Raw genomic sequence first — 18,575 nt, forward strand, 5'->3', positions numbered from 1 at the left:
CACAGGCTCTTTTGATCTTTTCCGTGCAACAGGGTTGTAATCTTGGCATACAGCGATGGCACCACTAAACGCCCACCTTTTTGGCCCGTTCCATAAAGTAATTTTCAAAACGCTTCAACTGGGGCGAAAGTTGGCTGGCATAAAGCACATATTGGCACTTCTGAAGGCTTTGGGCAACGGACAGCAAGGCACTCCCGGCGGACTTCTGGTGCAGGAAATCGGCATCATCCACACTGAACAATCTTAGTTGGGACGTACTTACCCCGTTTAGCAAAAAGAGCTTGTTCATGGTCGCCGGGGTGGATATGAGCACGTCAATGCCCTCAAAGATTTCAGACTTCTGCACGTCAATATGCAGTTGTTCGTAGCTGGCGTAGATGCGCAGATCGGTGTATTTGGCAAATTGTATGAACAGGGCATGCAGCTCCAGCACCTTGGCCTTGTCCTCCACGATCACCACCGCTCTGGGAGCTGCACCTTCTGCCGCACCCCCCAACTTTTGCAAGGTGGTGAGCACCAGCGTGGTGGTCTTGCCCGAACCCGTGGGCGCCGTGGCATAGACATTGGCCCCGCTTTTAACCACGGGGATGGCCTTGGTCTGAAACGGCGTGGGCTGGGACAGCTCCAAGCGCTCCAAGGCTTCGTGCAGCTCGGGGCGCAATTTTTTAAAGGGCATAGACATTTTTTGGTGGTTTTGGCTGCCCAAGGGAGGGCAACCGTACCGCAAAGATACGAGCTACCGGCCAATTGCCGGCGGGCACCAAGGGAGTAGCGGCCAGACCAAAGGAACCGGGTCCGGTGTAACCGCCAAAATGACTTTGCACATGGATACCCGGGACGGCTTCACAAGTCCAAACTTTATCCTATCTTTAGGGAAGGCATTCCCATACACCGAGACCATGCGCATGACCCTCCTCTTTTTTGTTTTATTGCTGATCTTGGCCTGCCGGGAAGACGTAAAAAAGGCCAAAGGGCCCGCCCAAGCCCCTCACCAAAGGGCTGCCTTGAGCTTGGATTCCCAGATATTCTTGGGCAACAGGCTCTTCTCCGAAAAAACCTGCATTACCTGCCATAACATCAACACCCAAAAAATAGGTCCGTCCATTGTGGAAATTATGGAGGTGTACAAGAAAGAGGACGGGGACATTGTGGCTTTTCTTAAAGGGGAACAAGGCCCCATTGTGGATACCACGGCCAGCCAAGTGGCCATCATGCAGGCAAATATCGATGGGTTTTTGCAAAACATTTCGGACGAGGAGCTACAGACCATAGCCGTCTATATGATGCACGTGGATGAAAGACAGGCAGACCAAAAGCGATGAAGGCCCTGAAGAAGTCCAAGGCCAAGGATGTCAAGTAACCTATCCCGGGGCAAGCCGAGGCAATGATAGGAAGCTGAATTTCAATTTCTAGGCAAGCCGGGGTATGGAACCCTTTGGTGGTGCCAATGAAAAACACCCCTTTTAAAAAAAAATTGACGCACTATGCCAACACCCCACAAAATTGCCCTTTCGCCACTACAAGCCATGCTATTGCCGTTTTTATTGGTATTTTGTAACAGCACAGCACAGACCGATATGAAAAACACCCTGACGGTACAAAAGATAATGGCGCCCAAACCTCAGACCCTGGCAGAGGTGGGGAAGCTCCTGGAGGAAAAGACCGACCTGCACACCGTGGGAACGGTAAACTGGGCGCACTTTTCCTATGCCCCCAAAGTACGGTTCAGGATCGGCCACGCGCAAGAGGAAATATGGTTGAAGTTCTATGTGGAGGAGGAACACATTCTGGCACGGCACACGGAGACCAATGCCGCCACGCACCGGGACAGCTGTGTGGAATTTTTTGTGGACCCCGGCGACAAGGGACATTATTACAATTTTGAGTTCAATTGCATTGGCACCACCCATTTGGCCTATGGCCCCAATAGGAAGGAACGCCGTTTTGTGGCCGCGGAGGTCATAGAAAAAGAACTGGCCATTGCCTCCAGTCTGGGCAAGGATGCCTTTGAGGAGCGTAGCGGCGGTCACCGTTGGGAAATGACCGTGGTGATTCCCAAAACCGTCTTTACCTTTACGCCAGGCCTCAGTTTTGACGGACTCGTGGCCAAGGCCAATTTTTATAAATGTGGGGACGATACGGCCCAACCCCACTACCTCTCTTGGAGTCCCATACAGACCGAAAATCCAGACTTTCACCGTCCCGAATTTTTCGGCACGCTGCACTTTGGGGAATAAGGGGCAAGGGCAAAAACCGGGGAACCAGGGGGGAAAACTTTTGTTTTGGACAAGGCCAGCGCCACATACTTCGGTAAACGGCACCTACAATGAAGTTTTAACATATGGTTTGTCCAAAAACAGGGTTAGCGAATGTCTTTAACATAAACGAAAACCTTTATCATGAAAAAATACTTATTGTTGCTTCACGAAGACATTGGGCAAATGCAAAAGCTTTCCCTGGATGAAATGGAAGCCTTGGGGAAAGCCCATATGGCTTGGGCTGAAAAATTGGGCGAATCCGGACATTTGTTATCTGGTGAAGGGCTTGAAGAGCACAGCGTTCTCATTTCTGGAAAAAGCAGTATCGTAAAAGACGGGACATTCTTGGAATCCAAAGAAATGATCGGTGGCTATTATTTGCTCCAGGCCAAGGACTTGGAAACCGTGATTGGCTTGGCCAAAAGTTGTCCCTGTCATCTTTGGGGCGGAACCACGGAAATAAGACCTATAATGGAGTATGGGGAATAGAACTTCATTGGTCGTGGAATCCAGTTACAGGGCTTTGTACGGGAAACTGTTTTCTGCCCTTTTCCGTCAGTTCGGGGGTAAGCATTTGAGCGAAATTGAAGATGCCATTCAAAATGCTTTTTTAAAATCCTTAAAGAGCTGGCAACCAAATAAAATTCCGAAAAACAAGGAAAACTGGCTGTTCGTTGTTGCCCGCAACGATGTACTGAACCAACTAAAAAAAGGAAGTAAACGTCACTCTACAACACGTTTTAAAGCCCACGGGGACCATGATAGCGCAAACGAAGATCTAAGGCTAAAAACTATTTTTTTTCTTATAAAAGTTAAAACCGTTTCTCCCAAGGCAAAAGTGGTGTTTGTTCTGAAGAACATTTTTGGCCTGCACATCGAGGAAATCGGGGCATGTACCCTCATCTCCCAAGAAGCCCTTTACAAGAGCATCAATAGGGCAAAAAAAGACTTTCAGCAAGCGACAAAAGATGCGGATTTCGATTCCGCCTTTGAGCACATCACCGAGAAAGAAATTGTATTGATAGAAGAGATTCTCTATGCGATTTTCAACATCGGTTTTGACTCTTTTAGCCAAAAAAACAAGTACATTTTCAACGAAGCGCTGTGTTTGGAGGCAGTGGCACTGGCAAAAATCCTATTGGCCAAATTCAAACAATTGACCACCAAAAACCTTCTTGCCCATTTCTGTTTCCATTTGGCAAGAATTCCGGCCAAAATAAAGGACCATAAAATCATTTCCTTTTTTCAACAGGACAAGACACAATGGAACAAGGATTTTATGGATTTGGGATTTTACTACCTACAAAAACCATCGACCCTGAACAAATATTATGTGGAAGCCCTGATAGCATGCAAGCATATGACGGCGAAAAAGATTGACATTTCGCATTGGAACGAAATAATCAAACTTTATCAACTACTGCTTTCCGTTTCCTATTCACCCATTACCAAATTGAACCTTTGCTATTGTTTGAGCAAAGCACAAAGAATGGGGGAAACCAAAGAATTATGGGAACACGTGGAAAACGAATTGCCAAACGACCATCTTTATCTATGCTTGGTAAAGGCCACTATCTTTAAAAATGGGAAATCACTGGAAACGGAAAAAACCATTGAAAATGTTTTAGAAAGATTACATCAAAAAGTAAGAAGGGATTATATTCTGGAGCATCTTACACCATGATGTAACTAAAGAAATTCCATATTTGGTCTTCGCTGGCACACTTGACCAACCCAACTACTCGGAAGCCTTTTGTCCCATCATCTTAATGGTGGCGGCGCCCAGCACCACGATCACAATGCTCATAATGGCATAGAGCCACCATTTGTTCTCGAACAGGGGGGAGGGCCTTCTTACTTTGGCCTTGGCAATGGACATTTCGGCGCCCAGACCAAGGGCCGTGGCGGTTTCCGGAAGGGCCGCCCGGGCTTGTTGCAGATCATATTGCGGCGCTCTGGCCCTGTCATTGCCATAGACCAGAAAATAATCGGCTTGTTCGGTAAAACGTCCCAACAGCGTGTGGGCGTATCCCTGGACGGCCACGGAGCCAATGTCCAAAGGTGGGTTGTCCCGGTTTTCGATCCGTATGCGCAACTTGTCCACCAGGGTGGTGGGTAGGGAGAACTCGGCCTTTTCCAATGAGGTCAGGGTGGCGCGTGCCAAGTTGCGATAGGTGTATTTCATGCCCTTTTCCGTCTGCACGCTGTCCGAAACATAGCTGATGACAATGGGCCTGTAAAAGTCGTAGGTGCTGTCCACGGTCAAGCCCAGCAAGGATATGGGGCGCACACCTTCCAGGTCCACATCGATGAGGGTGGCCTTGCCGTCCTGGGAGATCTTTACCGCTTTGGTTTCGTGGCTTACGTACTGCGCCGGAAGCGTTTTGTTGCGCCACAGCCCCGTGGACCGTATCCGTGGGGGCGCTTCACTTTTTATGCGAACGCGGAAGTAAGGATATTGGGCATCTGGGAAGCGCAAGGTGGTAAACCGGTAGTTGGTCTGCTCGTTTTTTATGGCCAGCACCCTGTAATCCTTTAATATCGTAAACCAATTGCGTTGGTCCTGACTGCCCTCCAGATCTACGCTCCAGTCGAAATTTTCATCCTCAAAATCAAGCTGTATTTCATTGATGGGCCCCGCCACGGGGAGGGCATAGGTACGGTAGTGCCCGGCGGCATCGTCACTCTGGTTGATCTCCTTAAAGGTCACGGCTTCCATTTTGCGCTGGGCGGCGGAGGTGCGCAGCACATAGGGCACTTCCAAAGTGTCCGTGTCCGTGATGCCATAGATGCGAAGGTCCGATAGGTCGTGCTTCACCTTGCCAAAGACCGTGTTGGGCAAGGTGATGCCGTGCCAAGTGTCCGTTATGCCCTCCAAGGGAATTTTGTTGTCATAGTCGCCCAATTGGGCCAAAAGAGAGATGGGGAGCAACAAGGCCCCGAAAAAAATTGCGCTAGGCTTCATGATCGTTGGTTATTCTGTGTTTGTATTTGTTGTACAGGAAGGAGATGATGGACATCAGGATGCCCAAGGACACAAAGACCACGGTCTTGGAAATGGTGCTCATGGAGGCAATATCATAGAAAAACAGCTTGATCAAGGTGACCCCAAAGAGCACTATCGCGGCAATGCGCAGGTGCTGCTTGCCCTTCCAAATGCCCAAGGCAACCAAAAACAGGGCATAGACACCCCAAAGGATGCTCAACCCCAGCTTGTAGGAGGTATCTTCCGTGGCGATGGCCATCCAATGGATAAGTTCACTGCTGGCCAGCCAGAGCGCACTGATATGGACCAATAGCTCCATGGGGATCTTGAAGTTGATGCGCATAAAATCTTGCCGAACCAGCCGGTGCATGCACCATAGCAAAAGGGCAAAGAACGTATGGGCCACATAGCGGATCCATAGGTTGTGGGAACCCACCTCATAATGTTCGGCCAGGATTCCGTTCAAATAGCTTTCCCTAAGCTCACTGAGGGTGTAAAGACCTCCCGTGAGGTAGATGGTGCCCATAAAAATGCCGATCACCAAGGTCACCAGGCCCAACGCCCTATTCTTGAGCTTAAAAACATTGAAAGCCGCCAAGAGCGCAACAAAAGAAAGACTGTAGATCAGCAGCCAAACATGGCCAAAGCGATCAATGTCCCAATTTTGGATAATTTGGGCCCGATCTCCAGCGCCCAACTTGAGTTCGGATGCATAAAACCGGGTGGAAAAGTACTGGTCCACTTCCAAAGAGAAGGCTGCGTACAGCACGGCAAGGAAAGTGGCGGGCACCGCAATTTCCATCAAGGTGTCCCAAAGTTTTTTCCCTTCCGCCTGCCGTTGGCCAGCACGTTTTCTTTGCAGGAAAAGGATAAGGCCAAAAGCCACTAAAAACAAGACCGAGGTAAGGAAGGTACTATTGGTCAACGGAACGTGGAGAATACCGTCCGTGCTTGCCCAATGCGCATTTCCGTAACCACTGGCCCAGTCGTCCAAAAGACTGAAAAGGGCCAGGGCCATGAGCGGGTAGGACATGTACTCATAGGCCCGTACCTTCTTGCCCGTACCGATCCAATAGAGCAGGGCCGCCTCTGCGGCCCATAGCAGCGTTACCCAATTCCCCTCCAACTGAACGGGTATGGCAATGGTGACAAAGGTGAGCACCAATCCTGCCGAGAGGTAGAACAGGTTGTTGTCTGCCAATTTCTTTTTAAAGATAAGGGTGGTTACCCCAAAGTGCACCACGGCGTTGACCAAGGTGAACAGGCCCAGCAGCTCATTGCCCCTTTCCAAGTCCGTGAGCAGTCCGTACCCCAATCCATAAAAGATGAAGGAGTTGAGCAACAACATGACAATATCGGAAACCTTGAACACTTCCGATTTAAGGAATTTATAGCCCAAAAAGGTTGCGTAGAAAATAAGGAAGAAGACCGTGAGAAAGCCAAAGGCCAGGGCAAATTCTGTGTTGGCCTCATAAGAGAACACCACCCAAACCGTATATATGGCCCAAGTAAAGGCAAATGCCACGTAATAAAGGGGTTTCCAATACTTCTTGAGCGAAATGAACAAGATGCCCACGTTCACCAAGGCCACAAAACTGAACAAGATCGCCGCATTGCCCTGATCGTTGCTCAACAAAAAAGGAACCGCATAAGCGCCCACCAAGCCCATATGGGCTATGATCTGTTTGTTGTAGTTCAAGGCCGCCACCACGCCAAAAAGGGTAATGAGCACCATAATGGCAAAGGCAGGGACCTGGGGAAAAAGACCATAAAAGCTGTATGCGGCAAAGGTGATGAAGTACATGATCGCCAACGCCCCACTGACCAAAACCGCACTGTAACCGGTGTATTTGGCCTTTAGTTTTAACCCGGTGCCCACCAGCACCAGTCCCAGCACATACCCCAGAACAATACGGGTCATGGGACTGATCAGGTCGTTTTCAATGGAATACTTGGCGCCAATGAACACCCCGATGATGGTGATGAGAATACCTATTTTGTTGATCAGGTTCTCCCCAATGAATTTTTCCAGGTTCGATTTTCCACGGGGCCGGCCCATGGCTTTATTGGGGGGCACTACGGTTTCCTCGGCCATGGCATCCTCCACAGCAACGGTCTCTTCGGTGCTTGGTGCGGTAAAATCCACCGCCATTTCCGGCTCTTGGGCCATTTTTTCCGTTTTCGCCACGTTTGGCGCGGCAATGGGGAAGGCGTCCCGTTCGGTTTTGGACGCCGATGGGTCGCGCAGCGCCAGTACCTCCCCCTTTAAGGCTTGCACCTCTTCATTCAGTGTGGCCTGCTGTTGCAAGAGCAATTCCACCCGGTCCAAGAGCTTCCCCAGTTGTTCTGAATTATTGGCCATATTGGTTCGGTTTTTTTTGGTTCACTATGAGAAGGTACCCCTTCTAAAACGTTCTCGCCTCCATTTTGTTGGCAAGGTAGGGCCTATTTTTCGGTGAAGAAACCCCTGAATACCGTGGAAAATTACGCTATGGAACGCAACCGAGTGCTAAAAATGGCATCTTGGTTGTGATGAAGAAGTACATATGATACCGGTTCTCTTTTGAAATTCTGCCAAACATATTGAATTGTTTTTTTGCACTCGAAAAAGAATAATAGGACAAAGACTGGCTACGGCTTGTTTTTATATTGAAGAAGGGCGCAAAAAGAACCCATTTATCGGCTGATTTTCAAAGGGGAAATGGTTTTACGTCCTAAGCGTCCTAAACCTGGCCAATATCATTTTCGTTTCCACAATATTCAGGACAGCACCAAACAATCCATTATGTTCTCACGAAATCCTTTTCAGAACACGCCCGCTTTAAACGGTTTTTACGGCTTGGCCCCAAAACGAAGTGTTGTTCCCATTTTGTTGGGTGTGGCACTTTTGTTTATGTTGGGCTGTGGCAAGGAAGACTGCCAAGCGGTGCCCAAGGAAAACTGCATCGTTAGCTTTGAGCTCCGGCCGGTTTGCGGTTGCGATGGGGTTACCTACGGCAATCCGTCCACGGCCGCCTGCAACAACATTACGGAATACACCTTTGGCCCCTGCTACTGATCTGCGCCCGGACAAGGCATCAGCGAACGGCAGGCATCAGCAACCTCTCAAGGAAAACCACCAAATTAGTCCACCATAAAGAGGGCGTTGGCAAAAAAGAGCTTCCCGTTTTCCCAGAAACCTCGGAACAGGGGATTGTCCACCATATAGACCACTTGCCCGCTTCCCATGCTTTGGCTGCCAAACACCAGGGTATTGGCAATTTTCTTGGTGGCCTCGCTTCCCGCAAACCCCGAAACGGGCTCGTTCTGGCCGGCCGTTAAATAGACGGCACTGCCCCCATCCAACCAGTCAAAGGCCCTACTGCCCAACTTCAGGGTAAAATAGTGGTCGCCGTAACCGTAGGCCAAGGGGTGGGTGGCATCCACGGTGGTCTTGAGTATGGCCCCGGTGATCTGGTGCTTAATGCGCTCGCGCTCCGTCCCATCGTAGGGATCTAGGGTAAGGGTGGTATCCTTCTCCGCCGTTTTGGGCTTTATGGCAAAGGATTCATCCTTGGCCAGGCCATCAATGGCGCCCCCCATGGCAATGAGCTTGCCACCGGCCCTGACCCAATCCTTTATTTTCTTGCTGCGCTGCTCGTTCATGTACTCCTTGTAGCCATATCCCCCGGGAAGGATGAGCACATCATAGCGGGAAAGGTCCACCCGATCAAAATAACTTTCGTCCAAGATGCTCAAGGGGTAGTGGAGCTGTTGTTCAAAAAAGTGCCATATTTCACCAAAACGCAAGGTAGAGGTGGGTTCGCCCGCCAGCATCGCCACCTTCACCTTGGAAACCATGTCCACGTGTCTGGAACCAAAATCCTTGCCATTGTCCACAAACCCAGTGGTGGCAATATGGAGGTCCATCTCGGGATGCGCATCCAACAGGGAGGTCATGGTGCCCACAAAATCCCGGTGGTGCTTGTTGTCCCCCAGCAAGATGATCAGGCTGCCCCGGTCAAAACTGGCCCCATCCACGGCAAAGGGCTTGTGCGCCTTTCTCACGCGCACACCCTGTTCCAACAGTGCCGCCAGGAACTTGGCATCGGCCAGGCTGTTCCAATTGGCAATGTACCCGTAGTTGGTGGCGTTGACCTTGCCCGCGGCGCTGGCGGTCCTTTTTGCTGCCCCGTTCATGGCCACACTCCCTGCGGTGGCCACGGCATTTAGGCCGTAGGCATAGGGAAGGGACCAGGCCGTGATATCATAGGTCACGGAATCACTGAGCTTGGCCTCGGGCTCAAAAAGTACCTTCACCAAGGTGCCCTTGGTCTGATCGGTGGGCACCACCAAACTTCCCTCCGTGATCTTCATGCTGCCCATCTTACCGGTGGCATAATCAAACCCTTTGACCGATCCGCCATTGGCAAAACCGTATTCAATGGCGTGCCGGTCCAGCAAGCGGGCCAGGGCATTTACCTTGTCCGAATTTCCGTTGAGCACGTAATTGGCGTACTTAAAATCCTTGTTTTCATAGAACTTCCTGAATTCCGTGTTCAGTCCCTGCGCGTTCTGGTGCGCCACCTCAATGGTGGACAGTCCCGTGGTGTGGTGGTGCGCAATGCGGTCCTTTAAGGTCAGGGTGTCCCCAATGCCGGTAATGATGCCCAGACCGGCGCGGCCACTGCCGCCCTGTTCGTAGGTCATCCCAATGGCACCATTGTAAGTGGGGTAGGTGTCCCCATAACTGGGGTAGAGCAGATCAAAGATTTCCTTGGTAAAATAGAGCCATCCGTTCTGGTCAAAATACTTGGCGTGGTTCTTTCCTATGGTTTTCTGGAATTCGCGCTGAAAATCCGTGATGACCTCGTGGTAGGGCTCGGCCGCCGGGGCAAAATAATACGGATTGTCCACCCCCTGTTCGTGAAAATCAACGTGCACGTGGGGCAGCCATTGGTTATATACCTTCAAGCGCTGTTGGCTCTCCACCTGTGTGAGCCACGCCCAATCACGGTTAAGGTCGAACATGTAGTGGTTGCTACGGCCACTCCACCACCCCTCATGGTGTTCCTTGGAGTAGGGGTCCACTTGATAGGGGGTGTTTTTGTGTTGGTTGTACCAATTTACATAACGATCGCGCCCATCTGGGTTAACGCACGGGTCAATGATCACCACCGTATTGTCCAGGTAATGGCTTTTTTGGGTAAGCAACTCATAAACGGTCTGCATCGAGGCCTCCGTGCTCACACTTTCATTGCCGTGCACGTTGTAACTTAACCATACAACGGCCTTTTCCGGTGTGCCCTGGCCCTCGGTATTTTTTAGGTGTTCCTGGCGGATGGCCTCCAAATTGGAGATGTTCCCGGCGGCAGAAACATAGGCCAGAACCAGTCTCCTGCGCTCATTGGTGGTGCCATAGTCCTTTAACACCAGCCGGTCCGGGGCCGCACTGGCCAGGTACTCGTAATAGTCCAACACCTGGTGGTGCCGCGTGAACTGACTCCCCAGCCCATAGCCCAGAAACTGGGAGGGCGACTGCAATTGGGACAGTAAAAAAAAGGGAAATAAAAGGAGGAGGGCGCGTAGTACTGTTTTCATACGATATGGAATTGACAAAAGGCATCAAATCTATTAAATAAAAACCAGTTATCCCTGTGCTTTCGTCAATTTATGGTGTTCTCCCGATAACCTGAAAGCGGGCTAATTAACGTAACTTTACCACCACACCGAATGCAATATTTTATATTTACCAATATTTGATGTTTTTATGGAAATAGACTGTTTGCCCTTTGACAAGACCGGGTATTTCTCTAAATTGATATGTGACTATTTGGGCGAACGTCCCCAGCTGAGGCCATTTTACGGACATTATCCCCATCTGGCCAATTTTGAAAAGCAGATGGCCGAAAAAAAAGCCCATTTCCCCAAGGCCCACAGAACCGTTTTGCAACAGGCATTGGTGCAACAGTACAAAGGGTTAACATGCTCCAAAAAAACCAAGAACCACCTGGACAAGCTCACCAAGGAAAACACCTTTACCGTGGTCACCGGGCACCAGCTCAATCTTTTTACCGGACCCCTTTATTTCCTGTACAAGATCATTTCCACCATAAACCTATGCAATGCGCTGGCCGCGGAATATCCCCAAGGTCACTTTGTGCCCGTGTACTGGATGGCCACGGAAGATCACGACTTTGAGGAGATCAATTATTTCAATTTCAAGGGAAAGAAGATCCAGTGGAACCGGGAAGCCGCTGGGGCCGTGGGCCATTTGGGCACCGAGGGGCTGGAAGAGGTACTCACCACCTATGCCAATCTGTTGGGAGACAGTGCCCACGCCCAGGAGATGAAGCGGCTCTTCAAAGCGGCCTATCTGGAGCACGGCACCCTTGCCGAGGCCACGAGATATTTGGCCAATGAACTATTTGGCGATCATGGCCTGGTCATTGTGGATGGGGACCATGCAGATCTAAAGCGACTATTGGTTCCCTACGCCAAACAGGATATCCTGGAACAAAAGGCCTTCCGGGCCGTTGGGAAGAGCATTGGGGCCCTGGAGGCCTTGGAGGAAAACTACCCCATACAGGTAAATCCCAGGGAAATCAATTATTTTTATCTCAAGGATGGTGTGCGCGAACGAATGGTGCAAGAGAATGGCATCTTTAGGGTAAAGGATACGGAAATGCAATTTAGCCGGGAAGCCCTGTTGAAAGAACTGGAGGCACACCCGGAGCGTTTTTCGCCCAACGTCATTGCGCGGCCCTTGTACCAAGAAGTGGTCTTGCCCAACCTTTGCTATATTGGGGGTGGGGGAGAATTGGCCTATTGGTTGCAGCTGCGCGGGGCATTCCAGGAAATGGAGGTGCCCTTTCCCATGCTGCTCTTGCGCAACTCCGCCCTGTTGATCACGCCAAAACAAAAGGACAAGATGCAAAAGTTGGATGTTTCCCTGGCGGATGTCTTTCTGGCCCAAAACAGTCTCATAAACAAAAAAATACGACAGATATCCAACATAGACATCGATTTTTCCCCCCAGAAAAAGGCCTTGGAAAAACAGTTTGAAGCCCTTTACGCCCTGGCCGAACAAACCGATAAATCCTTCTTGGGCGCGGTCAAGGCCCAAGAGACCAAACAGAAGAACGGACTGGACCACTTGGAAAAACGACTGTTAAGGGCACAAAAGAGAAAATTGGCCGACCATGTGCACCGCTTGGCCCAGCTGCAGGACAGCATGTTTCCCGGAAAATCCCTACAGGAAAGACACCTTAATTTTTCCGAGGCCTATCTGGAGTACGGTGCGGAGTTGATCCCCATGCTCTTTAACGCCCTTAATCCCCTGAAACAGGAATTTGTGGTAATCACGGCGGAGTAGGTGCCCTGTTGACCTTAATAGTGAACCGACCGCCCCGCCGCCCGATCGGATACCTACATTCAAAAGGAATGTTTATGAAGAAAGTCCCCAAAAGCTTCCATTTAAGTTCAAAAGAGACGGAATGAGCCCACGTTTTGCCCCCGTCCACAAACCCAAGCTGTTGGCCCTGGGATGCCTATTGGCCATTACGGGCATCACCTTCTTTAAACGGGCACTGGAACTGGAAGATGCCGAGCAGGCCTATTACAGTCAATGGCTGCGCTGGGGCTATGACGATCAACCACCACTCTATACGTGGTTGCAGTACGCCGTAAATGCGCTGCTGGGAACGGGCAAAGGGTCCTTATCCTTGCTTAGGGGCCTTATTTTTGCGGGCATCCTATGGACGTTTTGGCTGTTCGCGGGCCGCGTGCTCACCGCGCCCAAAAACCGTGAAGTGGCCCTGTTCGCCTTGGTGCTGCTGCCCGTCTTCATCGATTTCACCTTTAGGCGATTATCCCACACCTCTTTGTTGTGCCTTGCCATCTTGCTGTCCTATCTTATGGTGCACCGTTTAATGCGCCAAAAGACCTGGGGCAACTATGCCCTCTTCGGGGTGGTCATGGGCCTGGGCATGCTCTCCAAATACAATTACGCCTTTTTTTTGGGCGCCTTGGGGCTGGGTCCCATCCTGGATCATAAACTCAGGGCAGTGGTTCTCCATAAAAGAATGGCCTTGTCCATACTTTTGGCCACGCTCATCTTGGTACCGCATCTCCATTGGCTTTTGGGCCCGGAAGGGCACTTGGGCCAACTACGGGAAAGCATTGCCCTAAAAACGGGTCGGGAAACAGAAAACACCCTGTCCGTGCTTGGTCCGTTGTTTTCCCTGCTATGGACCTTGATGCAGCTCTTGTGGCCGCTGTTCGTTGTCCTGGCCGGTGCCATTGCCCTGAAAAAGGCACGCCTGGTGGCACCCAAGTGGGATTGGTTCAGCAGACTGGCCTTGGGCCAGGCCGTGGTACTGGTGCTTTTTTTCGTGGTGTTCAACGTGCACAAAGTGGAAGAGCGCTGGCTATTGCCCTTGCTGCTGCCCTTTGTGGTATGGGTCTTTCGCTCGGTCCGTTTTAAAAACGAGACCAAATGGGCAGCAAACCTTTACTTGGTTTTCTGTGCCGCAGTACTGCTGCAAGTGCTGCGCACCCCGGTGGAAAAGGCCCTGAACATTCCCTCTTCCGTCCACTTTGGCTTTGAACCGCTTTCCGACATCTTGAACCAACAGTACGCCGATCGGCCCTGGGTGCTGCCCAACGTCACCTACGGCGGCAACATACGTCTCTTGAACCCCGAGCGGGAAGTGTTCGCGGCAGATGATTTTTCCTTGCCCGCGGCAAAGCGAAACCCGGCCCGTGGGATTGTGGTGCAAATGGGCCATGCCCCATCAACCCATACCGGGGCCCTGCGCAGCTTGGTGAACTTTGGAAAGGAAGGGGACACCCTGTACTTCCTTCCGTTGAACCCCGGCAAAAAATGACATCGAACCAAAATAGGGAACATCCAAAGAAAAACGGTTTCAAAAGAAATTGGAAATGGGTACTGGGGCTGAGTATCTTTGTTGCCATCGGTTATGGGGTGACCAGCGTTCCCCAACTGGGCACCAAAATGGCCGGGATGGCCAAGGTGCACACCGAGACCCAGGTATTGGACAGCGCCCTGGTCCTTGCCTCCGGAAACCAACAGGTAGTGGCCTTGCTGGGAACACTGCAACCGCTGGGCAAATTGGCCATTGTTGAAGGCTCGCATAGGTATGCGGAAGATTATGGCCGACTCGAAATTACGGTAGATGTGCGCGGGGACAACCCCCAAGCGGACATCCGCAGCAAAATGGATGTTGTGGTCACCAAGAAAGAAGACCGCTGGCAATACGAATTGGTGCAGATCAGAATTAAAAAGCCCCGGCATATAAAGCAGACCATTCCCATTTTTGGCAGAAGCCATTGATAGGGGGAAGGCGGCTAAGAAAAATACAAAACACGACCATGGCAAGGGCATTCAACCCTTGCGATGGGCGGTAAAGTAAAAAATAGAAATAAAAAACCGATGCACGTTATAGACATTGAAATGGTGGAAATGACCTTGGATGTGGTCAAATATGCCATCAATCGCATTACACAGACCAATCCAGAACTGGGGAAGCCCAAAACCGAGGCCGAACTGCGAAGCCTGGTGGGCGAAACCGTTACCAACAGGGGAATAGGCGGGGAGAGAGCCTTTGAGCTCTTCCGCGATGTGCTGGTCAAGGCCACGGTGCCCATAGACCACCCCAGGCACCTGGCCTTTGTGCCCGCTGCCCCGACAAGGGCGGCCATCCTGTTCGATCTGGTCACCTCTGCCTCCAGCATTCACGGGGCCTATTGGATGGAGGGTGCCGGCGGCATTTTCTGCGAAAACGAGGCCATGGCGTGGTTGGTGTCGCTCACGGGAATGCCAGCGCCCGCCTTTGGGGTATTTACCAGCGGTGGCACGGCAGCCAACCTTTCTGCGCTCGTGGCGGCCCGGGAAACCTGGCGAAAAGATCCCCGCAATAAGAACGTCAAGGGGCTCATGATCACCTCCGTGGGCGCGCACAGCAGTATCAAGGCCATGGCCAAGGTCATTGATGTGGACCTCCTCCTGGTGGATACCGAAGATGAAATGACGGAAAGCGCGCTGCAGGCAACGATCAATGCCCTGGGGCCAGAACGGGCCCGGGTCTTTGCCGTGGTGGCCACGGGGGGCACCACCAATGCCGGCATCATAGACGACCTCAGTGGGGTGGCCCGGGTCTGCGAACGGGAAAACCTATGGTTTCACGTGGATGCCGCCTATGGCGGTGGGGCTTTGGCCGCCAAATCCGTGCGGCACCTGTTCCAGGGCATAGAACGGGCAGACAGTGTTACCATCGATCCCCATAAATGGTTGTTTTCTCCGTACGACTGTGGGGCGGTCATCTACAAAAACCCCGAACTGGCCAAGGAGGCCCATGCCCAGGAAGGCTCTTACCTGGAAATTTTCAAGGACGAAGGGGCGCACGGCTTCAATCCGTCCGATTACCAAATACAGCTCACGCGGCGTCTGCGCGGGCTACCGCTATGGTATTCCCTGGCCACCCACGGCACCGAAAAATATGAATGGGCCGTGGAGGAAGGCATTAAACTGGCCCAAACCGCCGGGAAGCTCATTACCGCCCACCCGTTGTTGGAACTGGTAAGGCCCCCGAGCCTGTCATGCGTGCTCTACCGACGCAAGGGATGGACCCCTGAAGACTACCGAAACTGGACCTACGCCAACCATGAGGCCGGTTTTGCCCTGGTGGCACCCACAAAATGGAAAACCGCGAACGGCACGGAAACCGTAAGCCGGTTTTGTTTCATAAATCCGGACACCACGGAAGAAGACATCATTGCGGTGCTCAAGAGCATGGAGTAGGGTAGGGGCCCGAAAAAATACAGGGAGTGGGTCAAGGCACCAAAAAGGTGCCCTGCCATGCGCCCCCTTCCTTGGAGAACCGGATGCGCAGGTGGTTGGGGCGCTTTAGTTTAAGGTATTCCATCTTAAAAAGTTCCACTTCCACAAGGCAGAAATGGTTCTCCTCGTTCAGGTACTGCAGCTCGTCCGGATTTTTTAGGGCAGTCCCGGGAGCCTGTTGGGTAAGGTAGTCCTTGCGGTTGTTCGGGGGCACCCCGTGCCAATATTTTTCCAGGGTCTTTTGGTCCTTTACAATGGTGGCGTGGCCTTCCAACTTAAGCTGCAACAGCTGCTTGGGGTGGTAGAACAAGCAGCTCACCTTGGGGTTCTCTTTAATGTGCAGTACCTTCTTGGACCGGCGATCGGTGTAGAACACCAGCTTAAGATCGGGCGTTATCCTTCTGAGCACCACGGTGCGCAGCCGCGCAACGGAATCCAGGCCCACGGTACCCAAGGTAAAGTAACGAAAAGGATGGCCCTTTTTTACCACACCCTTTTGCAGGGCGTCTTTAGCTTCTTCAAAAAAGGAATTGGTCATGGCGTGCACTTTAGCTAAAGATAAAAAAAATTACGCCACGGGGTAGGGTTTTTGTACGATCGGTTGTTTTAAGGTAAATGCCGTGAAAGAGAATGGTCTAGGTTTGGTTTTTTTCAGTTGGTTTATTAAGAAGCCCGGGGATTGCCCCGGGCTTCTTTTATGGTACATTGGTTTTCTTGTGGCAGACTTTCAATCCTTGTGGGGCCCTTACTTTACCTTATAGTCCAACCGCATGGTAATGGAGGCCGTTTTCTTTTTGGAGCTGGTATTGAAGGAGCCTCCCCAGGAGTAGTCCTCTCCGGAGTTCTGTCCGGTTATTTGAAACACCCCCATTTTGGCAGAGATCAAATCTCCCAGACCACTACCAGAGTTCTGGGCAATGCTCTCTGCCCGCAGCCGCGCATCTTCCGTGGCCTTGGAAATCATTTCTATTTTCAGGTCGGACAATTTGGTGTAGTAATATCTTGGCGGGTAGGAGTTGAACTGCACCCCTTTGTTGAGCAGCTCTGTGATTTCACGGGCCACGCCCTCTACCAGTTCCACGTTCTGGGATTCTATTTTCACAGTCTGCGTTAAGCGATAGCCGCGGAATATAGTGCCCACAAAGTTTCCGTTCTCATATTTATTGTCCCGCTGTTCGGTGGTCTGTACACTGTTAAAGATGATGTTTCCGGCATCAATGCCCTTGGAAACCAGATAGTCCCTAACCACTTCCTTGTCTTTGTTCAATTGGTCAAAAGCTGCTTTTAGATCAATGCTGTTGGCCGAAAACTGGCCCTCCCAAACAATGAGGTCAGAGGTAAAATCTTTGTTTCCCAGACCGGTCACGGAGATGATCTGGGGCGGATTGGCCCTGTTTACGTAGGCGTTTCCAAGAAAATAGGCGGCCACGACGATGGCGACCCCAAAAATAATGGCCGAAAGATGTTTCATAACAACGGATTAGACGTATGCAACGTTAAAGATACCCAAAAAGTTGTACCATGGCCAGCAAAGTGGCCCAACATAACAAAAGAACGTGGCATGATGTCAGTATTGGAATCTGGGATGCAGTTACTTTTATTCCAATTCCACCTCAAAGGTGCTTTCGGTCAGCGCATAGCCGGCAAAAATGCCAATGGCCCCATTGTTTAGGATGTTTGTGGGGGCAATGGCGTATTCCACGAACGGATTGCCCCCCGCATCTTCATTGGTCCTGGAAGAGCGCAGGTGCCGGTACAGGAATTCGTCCGTATGGGCCACTTGGAGGGTCACCGAGGCTTCCACAATGTTGTCCAAGTTTCCGAGAAACACATCGGATTCGGCATTTAGGGTGCCCCCATCGTTTATATTATCGGTCAAGAACTCATTGTCATCGAAAAAGAACCTGCCTTGGGAAATGAAAGGTGGTTCACCCTCAAATTCAAAAGTTGCCTGGTACGTGGCCCCTACGATGTAGAAGTTGTTCTCACCTTCAAAATCTGTAAAGGCCAAGGTTAAATTTACCTCTTGCTGCCCAAAACCGTCCGGCCTAAGGTCTATGGTTGCATTGACATCCTCCACCATTTTGGGGATGGTGCAGGAGGCGTTATATTCTTCGCCGTTTACCACCACGGTCAAAAAATAGGTGCCGCCCACCTCAATGGTCAATTCCGTGGCCGGGGCCAGGTAGGCATTTAGGTCCGCATCGTAAATAAGTTGGGCGGCATCCCCGTTGGCATTGCCAATGGTCACCAGGGCATCCGTGATAAGAAACTCTTCCGGGGCACCCTGACCCTGATCTATTCTTATGGGTGTTCCTATGGCAGGCAAGGCCTTGGACACATCTACCCTGAGAACCGTGTCGCTGGGAGATAAATAGCCAAGTATGGAAACGCGTTCTTGTACGTCCAATAGCTTGTCCGCATCCACTACCTGTTGGCAGCTTGCCAACGTCAATGCGATCAATAAACTGCTCAGCAGGGCTCTTTTCAT

General features: G+C 51.1%; 16 protein-coding genes and 1 pseudogene. 10 read left to right on the forward strand and 7 right to left on the reverse strand.

Annotation, left to right across the window (positions count from 1 at the left end; translation table 11 throughout):
- Nucleotides 1-64 precede the first annotated feature (64 nt).
- Nucleotides 65-676: a DEAD/DEAH box helicase gene (locus ACKWCC_RS00375; protein WP_413993898.1), complete on the reverse strand. Its 612-nt coding sequence runs from the start codon at nucleotides 674-676 to the stop codon at nucleotides 65-67.
- 223 nt (nucleotides 677-899) lie between these two features.
- On the opposite strand from ACKWCC_RS00375, the gene ACKWCC_RS00380 reads away from it, so the two are divergent.
- The 5 genes and pseudogenes from ACKWCC_RS00380 to ACKWCC_RS00400 all read left to right on the forward strand — a co-directional run bounded on the left by ACKWCC_RS00380 (nucleotide 900) and on the right by ACKWCC_RS00400 (nucleotide 3,942).
- Complete coding sequence (locus ACKWCC_RS00380; protein ID WP_413993899.1) at nucleotides 900-1,322, forward strand: c-type cytochrome; 423 nt, start codon at nucleotides 900-902, stop codon at nucleotides 1,320-1,322.
- 162 nt (nucleotides 1,323-1,484) lie between these two features.
- On the forward strand, nucleotides 1,485-2,237 hold the full coding sequence (locus ACKWCC_RS00385; RefSeq protein WP_413993900.1) for a carbohydrate-binding family 9-like protein: 753 nt from the start codon (nucleotides 1,485-1,487) through the stop codon (nucleotides 2,235-2,237).
- Nucleotides 2,238-2,399: 162 nt separating this feature from the next.
- Complete coding sequence (locus ACKWCC_RS00390; protein WP_413993901.1) at nucleotides 2,400-2,747, forward strand: YciI family protein; 348 nt, start codon at nucleotides 2,400-2,402, stop codon at nucleotides 2,745-2,747.
- A pseudogene (locus ACKWCC_RS00395) lies at nucleotides 2,737-2,964 on the forward strand (RNA polymerase sigma factor); the annotation flags it as partial. The gene ACKWCC_RS00390 and the pseudogene ACKWCC_RS00395, both read left to right, overlap by 11 nt.
- A 135-nt stretch (nucleotides 2,965-3,099) precedes the next feature.
- Complete coding sequence (locus ACKWCC_RS00400) at nucleotides 3,100-3,942, forward strand: DUF6596 domain-containing protein (protein WP_413994119.1); 843 nt, start codon at nucleotides 3,100-3,102, stop codon at nucleotides 3,940-3,942.
- A 54-nt stretch (nucleotides 3,943-3,996) separates the two neighbouring features.
- Here the strand turns inward: ACKWCC_RS00400 and ACKWCC_RS00405 are convergent, their stop codons facing one another.
- Both ACKWCC_RS00405 and ACKWCC_RS00410 read right to left on the reverse strand, forming a co-directional pair.
- A complete protein-coding gene (locus ACKWCC_RS00405; RefSeq protein WP_413993902.1) occupies nucleotides 3,997-5,223 on the reverse strand; it encodes a DUF3999 family protein in 1,227 nt (408 codons plus the stop codon).
- Nucleotides 5,213-7,606: a DUF2339 domain-containing protein gene (locus tag ACKWCC_RS00410; protein ID WP_413993903.1), complete on the reverse strand. Its 2,394-nt coding sequence runs from the start codon at nucleotides 7,604-7,606 to the stop codon at nucleotides 5,213-5,215. The genes ACKWCC_RS00405 and ACKWCC_RS00410 overlap by 11 nt, the downstream gene beginning before the upstream one ends.
- Before the next feature lie 423 nt (nucleotides 7,607-8,029).
- Between ACKWCC_RS00410 and ACKWCC_RS00415 the strand changes: the two genes are divergently transcribed.
- Nucleotides 8,030-8,302 (forward strand): Kazal-type serine protease inhibitor family protein, encoded by a 273-nt coding sequence (locus ACKWCC_RS00415; RefSeq protein WP_413993904.1) that lies wholly within the window; start codon nucleotides 8,030-8,032, stop codon nucleotides 8,300-8,302.
- Between the two features lie 65 nt (nucleotides 8,303-8,367).
- Here the strand turns inward: ACKWCC_RS00415 and ACKWCC_RS00420 are convergent, their stop codons facing one another.
- Nucleotides 8,368-10,824, reverse strand: a complete 2,457-nt coding sequence (locus ACKWCC_RS00420; protein WP_413993905.1) for a M14 family metallopeptidase — start codon at nucleotides 10,822-10,824, stop codon at nucleotides 8,368-8,370.
- A gap of 169 nt (nucleotides 10,825-10,993) precedes the next feature.
- On the opposite strand from ACKWCC_RS00420, the gene bshC reads away from it, so the two are divergent.
- The 4 genes from bshC to ACKWCC_RS00440 all read left to right on the forward strand — a co-directional run bounded on the left by bshC (nucleotide 10,994) and on the right by ACKWCC_RS00440 (nucleotide 16,045).
- Nucleotides 10,994-12,598 carry a bacillithiol biosynthesis cysteine-adding enzyme BshC gene (gene bshC / locus ACKWCC_RS00425; protein WP_413993906.1) on the forward strand — a complete coding sequence of 535 codons (1,605 nt, stop codon included), beginning with the start codon at nucleotides 10,994-10,996 and terminating at the stop codon, nucleotides 12,596-12,598.
- 121 nt (nucleotides 12,599-12,719) lie between these two features.
- Nucleotides 12,720-14,111 (forward strand): ArnT family glycosyltransferase, encoded by a 1,392-nt coding sequence (locus ACKWCC_RS00430; RefSeq protein ID WP_413993907.1) that lies wholly within the window; start codon nucleotides 12,720-12,722, stop codon nucleotides 14,109-14,111.
- Nucleotides 14,108-14,578, forward strand: a complete 471-nt coding sequence (locus ACKWCC_RS00435) for a cytochrome c oxidase assembly factor Coa1 family protein (RefSeq protein WP_413993908.1) — start codon at nucleotides 14,108-14,110, stop codon at nucleotides 14,576-14,578. Before ACKWCC_RS00430 ends, ACKWCC_RS00435 begins: the two co-directional genes overlap by 4 nt.
- Before the next feature lie 99 nt (nucleotides 14,579-14,677).
- Nucleotides 14,678-16,045 (forward strand): pyridoxal phosphate-dependent decarboxylase family protein, encoded by a 1,368-nt coding sequence (locus ACKWCC_RS00440; RefSeq protein WP_413993909.1) that lies wholly within the window; start codon nucleotides 14,678-14,680, stop codon nucleotides 16,043-16,045.
- A 31-nt stretch (nucleotides 16,046-16,076) separates the two neighbouring features.
- Here ACKWCC_RS00440 and ACKWCC_RS00445 read toward each other — a convergent pair whose 3' ends face one another.
- The 3 genes from ACKWCC_RS00445 to ACKWCC_RS00455 all read right to left on the reverse strand — a co-directional run bounded on the left by ACKWCC_RS00445 (nucleotide 16,077) and on the right by ACKWCC_RS00455 (nucleotide 18,575).
- Entirely contained in the window at nucleotides 16,077-16,622 is a 546-nt protein-coding gene (locus ACKWCC_RS00445) for a pyridoxamine 5'-phosphate oxidase family protein (RefSeq protein WP_413993910.1), read from the reverse strand.
- 207 nt (nucleotides 16,623-16,829) lie between these two features.
- Nucleotides 16,830-17,555, reverse strand: coding sequence for an SIMPL domain-containing protein (locus ACKWCC_RS00450; protein ID WP_413993911.1), 726 nt, complete (start codon nucleotides 17,553-17,555; stop codon nucleotides 16,830-16,832).
- A gap of 126 nt (nucleotides 17,556-17,681) precedes the next feature.
- Nucleotides 17,682-18,575 (reverse strand): DUF4249 family protein, encoded by an 894-nt coding sequence (locus tag ACKWCC_RS00455; protein ID WP_413993912.1) that lies wholly within the window; start codon nucleotides 18,573-18,575, stop codon nucleotides 17,682-17,684.

It is taken from the genome of Maribacter aquimarinus (assembly GCF_047345505.1).
Lineage (GTDB): Bacteria > Bacteroidota > Bacteroidia > Flavobacteriales > Flavobacteriaceae > Maribacter.

Coding starts and splice junctions, on each gene's coding strand:
- ACKWCC_RS00375 (WP_413993898.1), bottom strand. CDS start 676: ATGCCCTTTAAAAAATTGCGCCCCGAGCTGCACGAAGCCTTGGAGCGC.
- ACKWCC_RS00380 (WP_413993899.1), top strand. CDS start 900: ATGCGCATGACCCTCCTCTTTTTTGTTTTATTGCTGATCTTGGCCTGC.
- ACKWCC_RS00385 (WP_413993900.1), top strand. CDS start 1,485: ATGCCAACACCCCACAAAATTGCCCTTTCGCCACTACAAGCCATGCTA.
- ACKWCC_RS00390 (WP_413993901.1), top strand. CDS start 2,400: ATGAAAAAATACTTATTGTTGCTTCACGAAGACATTGGGCAAATGCAA.
- ACKWCC_RS00405 (WP_413993902.1), bottom strand. CDS start 5,223: ATGAAGCCTAGCGCAATTTTTTTCGGGGCCTTGTTGCTCCCCATCTCT.
- ACKWCC_RS00410 (WP_413993903.1), bottom strand. CDS start 7,606: ATGGCCAATAATTCAGAACAACTGGGGAAGCTCTTGGACCGGGTGGAA.
- ACKWCC_RS00415 (WP_413993904.1), top strand. CDS start 8,030: ATGTTCTCACGAAATCCTTTTCAGAACACGCCCGCTTTAAACGGTTTT.
- ACKWCC_RS00420 (WP_413993905.1), bottom strand. CDS start 10,824: ATGAAAACAGTACTACGCGCCCTCCTCCTTTTATTTCCCTTTTTTTTA.
- bshC (WP_413993906.1), top strand. CDS start 10,994: ATGGAAATAGACTGTTTGCCCTTTGACAAGACCGGGTATTTCTCTAAA.
- ACKWCC_RS00430 (WP_413993907.1), top strand. CDS start 12,720: ATGAGCCCACGTTTTGCCCCCGTCCACAAACCCAAGCTGTTGGCCCTG.
- ACKWCC_RS00435 (WP_413993908.1), top strand. CDS start 14,108: ATGACATCGAACCAAAATAGGGAACATCCAAAGAAAAACGGTTTCAAA.
- ACKWCC_RS00440 (WP_413993909.1), top strand. CDS start 14,678: ATGCACGTTATAGACATTGAAATGGTGGAAATGACCTTGGATGTGGTC.
- ACKWCC_RS00445 (WP_413993910.1), bottom strand. CDS start 16,622: ATGACCAATTCCTTTTTTGAAGAAGCTAAAGACGCCCTGCAAAAGGGT.
- ACKWCC_RS00450 (WP_413993911.1), bottom strand. CDS start 17,555: ATGAAACATCTTTCGGCCATTATTTTTGGGGTCGCCATCGTCGTGGCC.
- ACKWCC_RS00455 (WP_413993912.1), bottom strand. CDS start 18,575: ATGAAAAGAGCCCTGCTGAGCAGTTTATTGATCGCATTGACGTTGGCA.